The sequence below is a fragment of the Sulfidibacter corallicola genome (assembly GCF_017498545.1).
GTDB classification, from domain to species: Bacteria; Acidobacteriota; Holophagae; order Acanthopleuribacterales; family Acanthopleuribacteraceae; genus Sulfidibacter; species Sulfidibacter corallicola.
Genome location: NZ_CP071793.1, coordinates 8,478,019 through 8,491,433 on the forward strand (window position 1 = coordinate 8,478,019; position 13,415 = coordinate 8,491,433).

Genomic DNA, 13,415 nt, shown 5'->3' on the forward strand with positions numbered 1-13,415 from the left:
GCCGGACGGGTGCGGTTCAGAGGCCCAAGTCAACCTTGGTTGGTGTCTCGTTGGCGAAGAGCTCGTCGATCGGGATCCCGGAAACCAGGCTGGGATTGTCCGAAGCCATGGCCTGGGCCGTGGTGGGCGTGGCCATTCCCGAACTCTGGCGCTGACCGGTTGGGGAGGTGCTCGTGGTTTGCCGGGTCGGGACGGTCGTCGTGGTGGTCGTAGCGCGCGAGGTGGAGGTGGTTCTTCCGCTGGTGGTTGCGCGTGTGAGGGTGAGCGTTTGGGCGTTGGTTCTGCCGCTGGTGGTTCGCGAGGAATCGTCTTGGGAAGTGACTCGGGTCAGGGAGAAGGTCATGGTTTGGCGGGTGGTTTGGGTGACGGTGAAGGTCGTGGTACCGGTCCCGGAAGGAGCCGAGAGGCTCGTGGTCGTGCTCGCGGAGCGAACCGAAGTGGCGGTGAAGTCGGCGCTGGTCACCCCGGTGATGGTCGTGGCCGTGCCGCTGACCGTGGTGCTCCCCGATCTGGATCCGCTCGGCGCCACGCCGGCCAGGGTGGTCGAACCGGAAGTGGTCACCGTGGTGGGAGCCGAAATCGTGGTGGTCGTGCCCGCGGCCGTGGCGACGGTCGTCGTGGTGGTCTCCGAAATGAGTGTGTCGTAAAAAAGCGGACCCACGATATCCGACACGTCCAACACGAGGTCGGAACCCTGCCGGCACACTGGACGCTGCCCGAGGCGATCCACTTCGCGGAAGGCGTTCTCGAAGGAGATGGTGCCTCGCTCCAGGCAAACCAACAATTCTCGGATTCGATCGATATCGTTCATGGGGCCGTGCTCCTTTGGCTTCCGATCACGGGCAGATCTTGGCCTTGGTTATCGCGGCTGAAAGCCGGTGACCAGCGCGGGGGGATCGCCGTTGAAGACCGAAATCTTGTTCGAGCGCAATTGGTCTTGGCCCAACAGGTTGAAATCGCTTTCGGTAATCACGGTTTGGCATTGGATGGTCTTGACTTCGCCGTCGGGCGATTGGGTATCGAAGGTCGCCGTACCGCCGTCCCAGGCGGGGGTGACGGTGGATCCACCCACTCCGGAAGCACCGCGAAAACCCACGAACGTCAAACCTTTCCCTCGGGTGTTGGATGGCTTGCAGGTGGATTCTTCGGCTCCGGTGTCCACGATGAATTCCTTGTCGTTTTCAATGACACCTTCGGGGCCCGACCATCTGGCCTTGATGTAGACCAATTCGCTCCCAGGTTTGCGGAAGGCTCTTCCGGCCATGGCCAAACTCCTTCATTCTATTTTTTCGCAGTAATAGACCGCGCCATTGAGGGCGGCGGTCACCCGCTTCGACATCGCGTTGAAATCGTCGCCTACGAAGACCCGCCCCTTGGCGATGAACACGTACAACCCCTTGAAGCGGGCTTCCAACAGGGTTCGATAGCGTTCGAAGGCGAGCTTTTGCTCGATGGCCTCGAAGGCTTGGGCAAAGCTGATATCGCCGCGTTGCAACAAATCCAGAAGATCCAGAATCATCTTGGTGGGAATCACGGTGGTGCCTCCCCTTAAATGCCCATGTCGAGTTTGGTTGGCGTGGCGTCCGGGAAGAGGTCTTCGAGAGGAACCCCCACGACCGAGATTTGCTGTTGCCCGTCCGATTGGCTGGGGCTCGTCGGTGACGTGCTGGGGGTGGTCTCACTACCGGACGGGCTGGACGTGGTGGTCGGCGCGGTGGTGGTCGTGGAGGCCCGGGTCGTGGTGGTGGTTTGCCCACCGGTGGCCGCGTTGGTGTAGGTCACCGTGAAGGGCGCGTTGGTGGCGCTCGTCGTCAGGGAGGAATCGTCCTGGGAGTTGACCTGCGTGAGAGATTGGGTGGTCGTGACGCGCTGGGTTTCGGTCACGGTGAACGTGGCGCTGCCACTGCTGGAAGGGGCCGTCAACGTTTTGGTGAAGGTCAGTGATTGGACGGCGGTGAGGGTGAGGCGGACGCTGGTGACGCCCGTAACCGTGGTGGCGGGTCCCGTGACGGTGGTGGTGCCGGAATCCGATCTCCCACCTCGCGGAAAGGTGCCGCTGGTGGTCTTGGTGGTGGAGATCGTGGTGGGCGCGGACACGGTGGTCGTGACGGTATCGGTGGCCGTGGCGCCTTCCGTGGTGGTGGTCGAGCCGGAGAGGAAGATGCCGCCGATCAGGGGGATGGTCAGGTCGGAAACATCCAAATCCAAGGTCGATCCGCAGGCCCTCGAGGTGTCCATGTCGAAGGCTTCGAGATTTCGCCTCGCCTGGTCGAACGTCAGGTCACCCTTTTCCAGACGTGACAACAGCTCACGCACACGCACAACATCATTCATGATGGGCTCCCGGGCCCGATACCGCGGCGGTCGCGCCGTCGGTCGGTACAGCTCGATGATTGGAAGGGCACATTCAATATGATTCGTGGGTAATGAGTTATCAACGGATATTTTCAGAAAATCAGGAAAGGTAATTTCTCTGAAAGAAAAATTCTTTCAAGTAATGAGGATGGTCGATTTTTTTGAATTTGCCCTGATTTTTCGTTGAATAGTGCCCTTGGGTGATCGGGAACAGCCACGCTTATCTTGGCATTGCGGGCTCGGATTTGCGTCTTCGCGTTTGAGAGGATGGCGTGCTTTGACTGGTCGCTTTTCGGTGGATTCAGGTTCCATTGAAGAAATCGCGTATGTTTTTGGGGTGGAAAACCGGGAGCGTCACGGGCAGGTCGGCTATCGTCATGGGGATTCACCCCCAAAGGGAAAAGTGATCTCGATGGATGATTCAGGCGGTTCCTCCATATTGCGTTCGATCACGATGTCGTCGGAGCGGGAATAGCGGTCATAGCCGTGAGATCTCAGCTCGAAGGCAGGCTTGGGAGGTGGTTCGGGTTTTTTGGCGAGCTTTTTTTCGGCTTTTCTTTTGAGTGAGGCCCAAAAACCCTTGGGTTCGGGTTTGGGCGGCGGTTCGGGTTTCGGCTCCACCTGGACGACGCGGTAGAAAAGGGGACGGTCGAAGGCATCGACGGCGAAGTGGTTTTCTCCTTCTACGTGCATCCCCAGGGTGGTGAGGTCGAGCTTTTCACCCGGGCTCGGCCAAGGGTAGATTCCGTGTTCGCGGTAATGGGCGTCGAGGTTCGATTCGATTTGCCGAAGGTAGGCTTGGGTTTCGGTTCGTTTTCTCTCGATCGATCCGTGATGCAGGAACAGGAAGGCGGAGGCCCCCAGCAGGCAGCCGGTCGGTAGACCCCAGAACCACGGGGGGAAGAGTTGTCCCAAGGTGCCGTAGTACAACTGAAAACCGGAACCGATCAGGTCCGGTGTGTCGAATCCGAAAACGTCGCCGATGTCGAAATCGCCCCAGGCGGCGGCGATCAAAAAGAAGGGAAGGAGCAGCAAGGCGCCACAGAGAAGCACCGTGAACACCAAAACGAAGGGCAGGAATGCAAAGGCGAGGACGCCGCCGACCAGTGCCCAAGGCAAAATCTCGTTGTCGGCAAAAGCGCAGGCGACCACCGAAAGCGTGCCTGTGGAGACCATCAGGGCAAAAAACGGCTTCCAATTCTCCGAGAAGCGAGACCTGTTTGATTCGGGTTGCATTTGGGTCATGGCACCACCTCTCCTTTTCCGCGCATTGTGTAGGGTTCGATGGAGGCTTGTCACTAAAATTCCTAAGGCGTTTTGTTCGGCGAAAGGGGACAGGCAGATGGAACCTGTTTGAAAAAAAGCGGTTATCGACATCCTACGAGAGGGTAGGGGGCAGCGTTCGATCGCTGAAGGAGCCTCGGCCCTACCTCCGTGGGAAAAGAGTGAGAGGAAACGAGCTTTGTTTTCGTTCTGTGATCGATCCATCACCGACCTTGTTGAGGCGGCAGGTGCCAGGCAGTCACGATCCCTCGGACCGACGTGCCGTCATCGGACTCAGGACCAAGAGCACCGAGGTCGGCATTTCTCGTTCACGGAGGCGCCCCATGTGGCCTATTTGTACATCGCTTGTTTCCAAAAGAAGTCCGTATCTATTTCTATGTCTCGCGGCATTCGCCGTTTATGCTCCTGCCCTATTCGCACAATTCACCACACCCAAACCCGATCCTTGTCTCGAAACCACGCATCCCAACATTTTGGGGGCGACCTATCAATATCCCCTGGCGCAGTTGGGGGCCGTGAGTGAGTTCTTCAGTCTGGGGGCCGACCCGCCCAATCACGGCGACAACGGCCTGGTCTATTACCCATTCGAGGCCTATTTCAACCGCCAGACGCCCGTGGTTTTGATCATTCACGCCAATCCTGGAACGGGAGGATCTCACTACCATCACAAATATTGGGAGTTGATGGAACATCTCGCCCGCAATGGCTTTATCGCGGTTTCCTACGACCGGTTCAATAACGCGCAACAGATTCCACCGCGAGATTTTATCACCGACGTTCAGCAAACCTTCGGCTTGGACGCGGATGCGCCGGTCGCCATCATCGGTCACAGTTTCGGCGGGACCATGGCCGTGGAGGCCGCCATGCTGAATTGGTATCAGGGCAAGCCCCTGAACCTCCAGGCGTTGGTGGGGTTGTCGCCGGTTTCCGAGAAAGATGATTTCTTGGATCCGACGGCCGTTCCCGCGTATTTCGCGCTGTATGGCTCTCGCGACCAGGACACGCTCGGGTGGAGTGTTTTCGCTCCGGATGTTCCGGCGGCGGCCCACGCGGCCTACGATCGTGCCGGTGTCGAATTCTCCACCGAGGGAACCCAAACTTTTACACCCATGCACAAGTCGATGGCCTTCGTGTACGGCGCGACCCACGATGGTTGGCTCACGTCGCCCAACCTTTGTTACCCGCACACGGGGTACTTCAGTTACGACGACATGACCTGTATCGCCAAGGCCTATCTCACTGGGTTTTTGCGTTGGCGCATTTTTGGGCAGGATCAATACGAGGGAATGTTTCGCGGCGCTTGGAAGCCCGGTTCGGTCGCCGCCATGACCACGACCAAATCGGACGGATGGGGCAATCCCGAGGGGAGCCCGGTCCGCTTGTTCACCCAATTCAGTTCCGAAATCCGCAGGGTGATCAATCATTTCGACGGTCCCGATGTCAATTACACCAAAACCCCGTCGCTTCAGATCGCTCGGGCGGATTCGATGCTGCTCTCCAGTCATTCTCCTCACGATACGGTGGCGTTGCGCGTCACTTGGCAGAGTGCCAATGTCTCCCAGTACCTGCGTTTTACGGTGCCGGAAGGCCAACGGGATCTGAAACGGTTCAAGGATTTGGCTTTTCGCGTGGGCCAGGTTCATTCGGAGCCGGGTGGGTTTTTGTACAACCCATACAATCAGGATCAGGACTTCAAGGTCTGGCTGACGGATGAACACAACAACCATCGTTCGGTTTGGGCCAGTCAATTTGCGGCCATCCCGTTTCCCGACCGCTACGAGTTGGAGGAATCTGTCGGGGCCTGCAGCAAACCGGAGGGCGATTACAGCAAATCTGCCATGCAGACGGTGCTGGTTGACCTGGACAATTTCTCTGGCATCGACCAGGGCCGGATCAAGTACATCTGGTTCGAATTTACCAGGAACACGTTCGGCAGGATTCTGCTGGATAACGTGGAGTTCCAGCGATAGGTCAGACTTACTGGCGACCCCTCGGGGACCGTCACGCTCTGCTGGAGGGTGGCGGTCCCCACTTTTTTGGGAATGCGGAGAGGGAGTGGTCTATCTCCAATGAAGGCAGAGAGAAACATCTGCCTGTCCCCAATCACCGCCCAATCACCGCTGGATATTGTGGAATTCCAGAGATAGGTCAGACTTACTGGCGACCCTTCGGGGACCGTCATCCTTCTGCAGAAGGGTGGCGGTCCCCACTTTTTTAGGAATGCGGAGAGGGAGTGGTCTATCTCCAATGAAGACAGAGAGAAACATCTGCCTGTCCCCAACCATCCCCTCCAACCACCGCTCCAGTTCCCAACCACCCCCCGCCCAATCACCGCTCACCCAATCCCCCTATCCCCAACCACCGCTCACACGGCGACTCGAAGGGCTTCTCGGGTAGACATCGGTGAATTCTCGGGTATTGCCCACGAGCTGGACTGATGGTTTTGGATCACGGAATGGAGCTTTTTCATGGTGATCATGCCGTTGGGGTTGCCGTCGTGCATGGTGTTCCAGGAAAATCCCTCCTTCGCGAAAAGGCGGATCCCCACGAGATTGTCTCGGTGTACTTTCAACCAGACGCCTCGGCAAGCTCGGTTCCCGAGCGCGAGGTTCAACGCCGTGCGCAAAGCCCTGCGGCCGATGCCCTGCCCTTGGTAGTCGCGATCGAGCTGGAATCCGTCGAGCCATACCTGGCCACCCACTTCAAAAGACAGGGTGAACATACCGATGGGCCGCATGCCATGGTGGATGGCCACGATCTGGGTAGGTCGATGGGTTTGCGTCAGTTGCCGATGGATCAGTTCCAAGGGGGAAGGGGTGAAATGGCGTTGTTCGGGTTGCACCTGAATCCGGCACAGGAGGGGCCAGGCCGTGGCATCGGTAGAAATCATGAGTAGGGGATCGTTGCCGGTCGAGCAGCCCTCCCCGTGGTCGAGATGGGTCTGAATCGCGATGATAGGTTCGGGCTGGCTCGAAAGAGGTGGTCGTTGGTCGTGCCAAAGGGCGGTCCTGGCCCTTGGTGCGGCATTCAAGCGAGGTTGATTGCCTTGGCCAAGTGTCGAAGTGGCAGGTCCCGCCAAATGCGATCCCATCTGCTTGGCAAAATCGAGCAGGCGATACAACAGGCTCCGCTCCGCATCGCGCATTTCGAGAAGGTGCTCCATTTGTTCATCGCTGCCATCGTCGTCCATGGCGTATCGACCCCACAGCGGATGCGACGTTGGAGACGGGGAGAATCGGGCCAGCGCCTGACGGCACAAGTCGGCGAGCATGCCGAAGACGGCGTGTTCTCCAGCACGTGTGTGGGGTTTACCCGCACCTGTGAGCATGCGTTGTGTCAGCGAATTCCAATCAGCTAGCGCGCACCGAATCGCGGATAAGAGGTTTTCGAGGCCCGAAAAATCCGAAAGAGAAAGGTGGAAGATCGGCCCGCCGCAGCGACGAATAAAGGCCGCTTTTTCACGACGCCAGGGATCGTCACTGAGGAGGGGAACCTCGATTTCGGCGGTACCTTCAGATGGATCTGCTTCCAACCGACCATATCGAACAAAAAGTTTTGTTTTGGTCTTGGTTCCGTAATCGATGGACACGTGAACGCCAGCCGGCATATCCGAGGTGGCTGTGAAATGAAACGACTGCGATGCTTCGGAATAGGACCATTGAGTTGGGGTGGAACGATCGTGGGTGCCCATGTCGGCGAAGGGTACCAGCGCAACGGCTTGGCCGCCGAATCGGGAGGGGATGACAAAACACCGGGTATCGACGGCGGTCATGGTCCAGGAAAACCGCGTGAAGGGGAAACTCGCAAAAGAAGGAACGGCTTCGCACAGCATGGCGTACTCCCCACGTATCAGCGAGCGCCGATCTTGGATGAGCTTGTGGGTCAGGGATCCCTTGATGACTTCCAACCACTCGTCCTTGAAAAAAATGGGGACCTCTTCGAAGCTCTTTGGCAGTGTGTTGAGGTAGGTGTGCCAAGGGGAGTGGGTCTTCTCCAACTCCGTGAGGATGAACGCGGCGAGGTAGGTCTGTTGCGATTCAAAAGGCAGGCTGGCCTTCGTCATGTCACGGCCGATTTGGGATTCTCTGGCCAGGTCCGAACACATGACCAGGTGGCGGGGGATGCACATCAACCGTTCTCCGCACGCCAAGGGCTCCCTACTGAAAAGGCCACGTTCAGCCGAACCGATGTGCCGAATTTCCATTTTGGGCAATTGGGCGCCACCGGATTGGAGCCAATCGCGCAAGGGATCGAATGCACCGCAAGCTTCAGATTCAGCCATAGTATTCATGAAATCCTCCAATAGTGCGTAAATGGTTTGGGGTAGATGTGTTAGTTTTGACGTTTTTTTGAAGACAACACACAAGGGCTATATGATACGGAGCATAGTGATAGTGCCGTAGATGATCGATAAATGGCAAATGCTCGGCATGACGGTTTTGGCTTTCGATAACCATAACGTGATACTGGGCTATGGGAATCGGTTTCCATCATCCGCCCTCTACCTGCATTAACCAAATGAGATGGGAAAACCTATACCGTTTTTTAATAAAAAATGAGCATGTTTCCTAAAGGTCTTTAATTAAAAGGGTTGTGGTTCTTTCCTGGAAGAGCTGTCGCATCTATGAGGAATGCGAAGCGGATGGCTTGTTGGTTCCGAAGCTTGGCGTGCGCCGACTAGGCAGTTCTCCATCCCGATTTCGCCTATGGGATTCGACCGCCAGGCAAACAAGGGAAACATGATTGTCCAACGGGCTCACACCAAACCAAGTTAGGGTGTATATTCCGTACCTGTGCTCGAGATCTGGATGACGAACAAGGGCTCCAGGCCTTTTGGATCGAACCCCCGCGATGAGAAACTTGCCTTTCGACAAACATTGCCGTTCTTCCGGTGGCCATGTTCAAAAACGGAAGGTTGTCTGAGATTTTTTTCCGGAATTTGTCTGGTTTTACGCACTGAACAATGAGCCCTGGCTTTTTGCTGGCGTTCGAGGGTGGGAAACGTCATCCAGATTGGCAAGTACCAGGAATGATGGTTCTACCTTATCCCCCCTAAAGAAAGTCATTTTCACGACTTCGTGATTGACAATCGGCAACGAGCGGCTAATTTGTGGAGAGAACCTTTCAAACATGTATTTTTGTCGCGCCGGAACTCAAGCGAGAACCGGCCTAGGGAGTCCGTGATGATCCTTCTTCGGGAACTGGTTCCCAAACGCGTGATGATTCGGTGCTTGGCCCTCGCCTCGGTTTGGCTTTCGTGGACGAGCTGGGGCATGGGAGGCATTCAACGCAGTGAATTGATCGGGCTCGACGAGGACGGTGTGTTTCGTGCCGTGCCACTCGAGAATCGGAATTTCGAGACCATTGAAACCACTCAGGAGCATTTGCGGCAAATTACCGTCTCACCCGATGCGGCCCGGCTTTTCTATTTCACCGATGACGAGCTGCGTAGTCGCGATTTGGATGGACAGGATCTGAACATTCTGGCCACGGAATTGGTGAATCACGACGGATTGGTGCTGGACGAACAGGCCGGAACCCTTTATTGGCGATCCGCTGAGGGGATTCACCGCGTCGCGACCGATGGAACTCAGGCGACGTTGCTCGTGGCCGACCCAACCATTGACGCCTTTTTCCTGCGGCCTGGCGTGGCGCTCTACTATTTGATCGGTGCGTCGGTCTTTCGCGCGGGGGTCGACGGCAGTTCGCCCCAGCCGCTGGTGGATCTCTCCGTCTCCACCGCGAGTTCGTTTGTGGTGAATGGCGACGAGAGCCTGGTACATTGGCTCGGCGACGATTTGGCGCGCACCAACGTTCAGAGCGGGGTTTCGGAGGTATTGGTCCAGGATCTCGCCAACGCCCCCTACGACCTGCAATTCAACGGGGACGAGACGCGTCTGGTGTGGCTGGACAACGCGGGTGTCCAGTCGAGCGATCTGTTGGGACAGAACCTCGATCGGCTGTTCGAAACAGACTTCTCGTTTGGGGCATTCGACTGGCATACCAACACGGTTTGGTACACTCAATCCGAAATCTACCTCTATCGCGGCGATTTGGTCAGCGGTGAAGCGACCCTGCTCGAGGCCATGGGCGCGCTTTACGACCCCGGTTCCTTGAGCTTGCGCCAAGATCGGATCTTTTTTTACGATCCGATCCAGGAGACTTGGGCGACCGGCCCGTTGCAGGAAAACACCTACACGCCTTTTGCAGAGGCCGAAGCCTTCGGAAATCGCAACGGTGCCCTGAGATTCGATCCCTGCAGCGATGCTTTTTTTTGGTTCGACGAGACCGAAGTGGTTCATGTGGACGAAGCGGGCAATTTCGTCACCAGTTTCCAGCCTGCCGGTGTGGACCGCATCGACGATCTTCTTCTGGATCTGGATCGCGAGCACCTGTATATCACCTTGTTGAACGAGAGTGGAGTTCGGGGTTTGCTGCGCACATCCCTCACCGGTGGGGATCCGACGGTGGTGTTGGAACCCCTTCCCGTGCCCGCTCCTCAGGCGGGTAAGTTTTTTGTGGATGGGGAACGGAACCGCATCTATGCGGAAGAACAGAACGTCCTGCGTGCCTACGACTTGAATGGCGTGGAATTGTTCTTTCGGGTTTGGTCGGGTAGTTCCCTGTTTTTCTTATACAACCCTCTGAATGGGAACTTTTTCGAGATAATCCCTCATCCGTTTTGCAGGGTAGATTCGGAGGTTCGCGTCATCGATTTGGATACGGATCGTATCGCCCAACAAACAGTTGCGTTGGACATAACCCACAGGCCGTTGTTGGGCTTGCATGTAAACCGAATCGTGATTCCGGAAAGTTCGGGAACTTCCTACCGGTTCGTGGCTCTCGAGGAGCTGTCCCAACAATTGGGCGACCTTCCAGTGCAAACACCGATCGATTTCAGTGTCGACCCGGTGAGGCACACGTTGTTTTGGAGCGAGGAAGATTCGAACGACATTCGCAAAGCATCGGCATTCGGTGACGGCTCGGATGTAGAAACGGTAGTCGACACCGATCTGGATCCAAACCTGGTCCATTACGAGTCCATTACGGACAAGCTCTATTGGACCGATGACTTCGCCCTGACCCTGTCGGAAGCCGATTCCGACGGAAACAGTGTTCGCACGGTGCTTCAGTTGGCCGGTGAACATCTGTTTCGGGCGTTTTGCGTGAATGCCGCCGATCAGGAAGTCTTTTGGTACGACGGAACCGCGGTGCACCGGGCCAATCTTTCCGATGGCGGTGCGCAAACGACGATCTTTACGGCCGCAAGCCACCCGAATGTCGAAGCGTTGGGTACCTCGATGTTTTGGAACCGCAAATCGCGGCGCCTTTTTATCGTGGGGACGGGCACCGATTCGATGCCGGGCCGGACCGACCAAATCATCTTCAGTATCGATCGCGATGGAAACGATCTACAAATCCATTACGCCACGTTTTTTCGGATAATCGACCTGGCCATCGACCGTTCGGGCAACGTTCTGTATTGGGCGATGCATTGGGGGGGCACGAATCCGTGCCCCACGGGGAACCAGGAGGAGGACGGTCCGGACCTGTACCTGTACCGGTTGGAATTACCTGGTGGCGAAACGACGCGGCTCAATCGGTTTCGGACCATGCCGCAATTGGATCGGCTCGGCGTGGTTACCCGCTTGGACAACGATTGGGCCAATTCATTGAGCTATTGGGATGACGGTCCCGAGGGCGTGCGGGTCGACGTGCGGGATTTGGTGACCATGGTCAATGGTGGTGCCGTCATGTGCGCGGATTGACCGCGGCCTCCCGATAAAGTCGAAACGACGATCGAGCCGAGCGGAGCCCGAACGGCCCACATGCACGCTCCTCCCGACATAGGTGCCGACGCCGCCGATGCCCCCGGTTCGGGCGAATTGGGGGAATTGGGGACAGGCAAACGGAATAGGCTCAAACGAAACAAGTTGTACGCCCGTTCGTTTTAAGCATCCGCTTCGATGGTGAATGCGGAATAGGGGGAATTGGGGACAGGCGAATTGGGGACAGGCAAACGGAATAGGCTCAAACGAAATAAGTTGTACGCCCGTTCGTTTTAAGCATCCGCTTCGATGGTGAATGCGGCGTGCGCATCGGCGAGCGAGCGGGGGTGGCCAAGGAAAACGGTGGTGCCATTCCACATACCGATGAAGCCGGATCGGTGGACCGTCCAGCAAGCGCGTTGTAAGCCTTTTGGGGACAGGCAAATGAAGCCCGTTGGTGCCGATGAAGCCGGATCGGTGGACCGTCCAGCAAGCGCGTTGGGAAGCCCGTTGGGGACAGGCAAATGAAGCCCGTTGGTGCCGATGAAGCCGGATCGGTGGACCGTCCAGCAAGCGCGTTGGTAAGCCCGTTGGTGGGAAGCCCGTTGGTGGGAAGCCCGTTGGGGACAGGCAAATGAAACAGGCTCAAACGAAACAAGTTATAAGTTAGGTTGTTTTTGGGTTTCACCTCGTTGGTGAATGCGGAAGGGGAGAGGTTTCGGTCGAGTGCCTCGAAAAGCGAAACCCTGCAGTTCCGCAAGAATGATCAAACATCGCGAAGCCTGACAGCATATGATGTTCTGCATTACAGGACGTGCCTGAACCGGAAGGGAGTGTCTACGAAACCGGCGTGTTGGGGACAGGCAAATGAAACAGGCTCAAACGAAACAAGTTATAAGTCAGGTTGTTTTTGGATTTCACCTCGTTGGTGAATGCGGAAGGGGAGCGGTTTCGGTCGAGTGCCTCGAAAAGCGAAACCCTGCAATTCCGCAAGAATGATCAAACATCGCAAAGCCTGACAGCATATGATGTTCTGCATTACAGGACGTGCCTGAACCGGAAGGGAGTGTCTACGATGACCCCGCGTCGAATAGAAGGATATTATCCGCGCCTGGCCGCGGCCGTGAACTTCATGGAGGCGCACTTGTTTCAAGCAGTTTCCCTCGAAGATATCGCTGCTCAGGCGGCGTTTTCGCCCTACCACTTCCACCGCATGTTTCACGCGGTATTGGGTGAAACGGTCGCGGAGTACCTGCGCAAGCGGAGGCTCACCGAAGCGTGTCGCTCCTTGCAGGAGTCCTCGCGCGCCATTCTCGACATCGCATTGGCTTGCCAGTTCGAATCTCAAGCGGCTTTCACACGCGCGTTCAAACGCATGTTCGGCATGCCTCCTGGCGCTTTTCGCAAGGAACGGCCCCGACCGACATACACGGAGAAAGTTCCGGCCTCCGAAGAGCTGATGCAATCACTCCAGACCTCCGCAACCCTGATACCTGATTTGCGCCGGCGCGAATCCATAGAGGTGGTGGGTTTGGCGGGGTCGTATACCGATGCCGATTTTGCCGCGATCGAAACGCAATGGGGTCGGTTCGCGAAGGCGATCGACGGTTATTCGGCCGAGAATGAAATCGGTGCTTCCTTCGGTCTCTGTCTCGGAGAGCATCCGGAGGTGAGCCCGCGGCGATCCGGCGATTTCATCTACCTGACCGCCGTGCCTTTTCGTGAGGAGCTCGGCGTCCCGCCAAGCATGGTGCGTTACCTGTTGCCAGGCGGGTCATACCGGGTGTTTACCCACCGGGGTGCCCTCGATCAATTTCCCCATACGCTCAACTACATCTGGGGGACCTGGCTGCCAAAGGGCGGACTCGGCACGTTGATCGGTGCCGATTTCGAACGGTACGATCATCGTTTCGATCCCGTTGGTCGCCGTGGAGAAATCGAGGTGTGGCTGCCGGACGCAGATCCATCGAACTCGAATCACGAAGTCGCTCGCTAGCCGGTTTTCGA

General features: G+C 57.0%; 9 protein-coding genes. 3 read left to right on the forward strand and 6 right to left on the reverse strand.

Features of this window, described 5'->3' with window-relative positions; all coding sequences use genetic code 11:
* Positions 1-16 precede the first annotated feature (16 nt).
* The 5 genes from J3U87_RS25695 to J3U87_RS25715 all read right to left on the reverse strand — a co-directional run bounded on the left by J3U87_RS25695 (position 17) and on the right by J3U87_RS25715 (position 3,600).
* The gene (locus J3U87_RS25695; RefSeq protein ID WP_237378650.1) at positions 17-811 is read right to left on the reverse strand and encodes a hypothetical protein; all 795 of its coding nucleotides are present in this window, start codon (positions 809-811) and stop codon (positions 17-19) included.
* Positions 812-859: 48 nt separating this feature from the next.
* Positions 860-1,264 carry a hypothetical protein gene (locus J3U87_RS25700; RefSeq protein WP_237378651.1) on the reverse strand — a complete coding sequence of 135 codons (405 nt, stop codon included), beginning with the start codon at positions 1,262-1,264 and terminating at the stop codon, positions 860-862.
* Between the two features lie 12 nt (positions 1,265-1,276).
* Positions 1,277-1,534: a hypothetical protein gene (locus tag J3U87_RS25705; RefSeq protein WP_237378652.1), complete on the reverse strand. Its 258-nt coding sequence runs from the start codon at positions 1,532-1,534 to the stop codon at positions 1,277-1,279.
* A gap of 14 nt (positions 1,535-1,548) precedes the next feature.
* The gene (locus J3U87_RS25710) at positions 1,549-2,334 is read right to left on the reverse strand and encodes a hypothetical protein (RefSeq protein WP_237378653.1); all 786 of its coding nucleotides are present in this window, start codon (positions 2,332-2,334) and stop codon (positions 1,549-1,551) included.
* A gap of 396 nt (positions 2,335-2,730) precedes the next feature.
* Positions 2,731-3,600 (reverse strand): hypothetical protein, encoded by an 870-nt coding sequence (locus J3U87_RS25715; RefSeq protein WP_237378654.1) that lies wholly within the window; start codon positions 3,598-3,600, stop codon positions 2,731-2,733.
* A 554-nt stretch (positions 3,601-4,154) separates the two neighbouring features.
* Here J3U87_RS25715 and J3U87_RS25720 point away from each other — a divergent pair.
* Positions 4,155-5,609 (forward strand): alpha/beta hydrolase, encoded by a 1,455-nt coding sequence (locus tag J3U87_RS25720; protein ID WP_237378655.1) that lies wholly within the window; start codon positions 4,155-4,157, stop codon positions 5,607-5,609.
* A gap of 395 nt (positions 5,610-6,004) precedes the next feature.
* Here the strand turns inward: J3U87_RS25720 and J3U87_RS25725 are convergent, their stop codons facing one another.
* Positions 6,005-7,930 carry a GNAT family N-acetyltransferase gene (locus J3U87_RS25725; RefSeq protein WP_237378656.1) on the reverse strand — a complete coding sequence of 642 codons (1,926 nt, stop codon included), beginning with the start codon at positions 7,928-7,930 and terminating at the stop codon, positions 6,005-6,007.
* An 892-nt stretch (positions 7,931-8,822) separates the two neighbouring features.
* Between J3U87_RS25725 and J3U87_RS25730 the strand changes: the two genes are divergently transcribed.
* Positions 8,823-11,408, forward strand: coding sequence for a hypothetical protein (locus tag J3U87_RS25730; RefSeq protein WP_237378657.1), 2,586 nt, complete (start codon positions 8,823-8,825; stop codon positions 11,406-11,408).
* 1,075 nt (positions 11,409-12,483) lie between these two features.
* Complete coding sequence (locus tag J3U87_RS25735) at positions 12,484-13,404, forward strand: helix-turn-helix domain-containing protein (RefSeq protein WP_237378658.1); 921 nt, start codon at positions 12,484-12,486, stop codon at positions 13,402-13,404.
* Positions 13,405-13,415 lie beyond the last annotated feature (11 nt).

What these genes read in the sequence shown, in the direction of transcription:
- J3U87_RS25700 (WP_237378651.1), bottom strand. Translation starts at nt 1,264, where the DNA reads ATGGCCGGAAGAGCCTTCCGCAAACCTGGGAGCGAATTGGTCTACATC.
- J3U87_RS25715 (WP_237378654.1), bottom strand. Translation starts at nt 3,600, where the DNA reads ATGACCCAAATGCAACCCGAATCAAACAGGTCTCGCTTCTCGGAGAAT.
- J3U87_RS25695 (WP_237378650.1), bottom strand. Translation starts at nt 811, where the DNA reads ATGAACGATATCGATCGAATCCGAGAATTGTTGGTTTGCCTGGAGCGA.
- J3U87_RS25725 (WP_237378656.1), bottom strand. Translation starts at nt 7,930, where the DNA reads ATGAATACTATGGCTGAATCTGAAGCTTGCGGTGCATTCGATCCCTTG.
- J3U87_RS25735 (WP_237378658.1), top strand. Translation starts at nt 12,484, where the DNA reads ATGACCCCGCGTCGAATAGAAGGATATTATCCGCGCCTGGCCGCGGCC.
- J3U87_RS25710 (WP_237378653.1), bottom strand. Translation starts at nt 2,334, where the DNA reads ATGAATGATGTTGTGCGTGTGCGTGAGCTGTTGTCACGTCTGGAAAAG.
- J3U87_RS25730 (WP_237378657.1), top strand. Translation starts at nt 8,823, where the DNA reads ATGATCCTTCTTCGGGAACTGGTTCCCAAACGCGTGATGATTCGGTGC.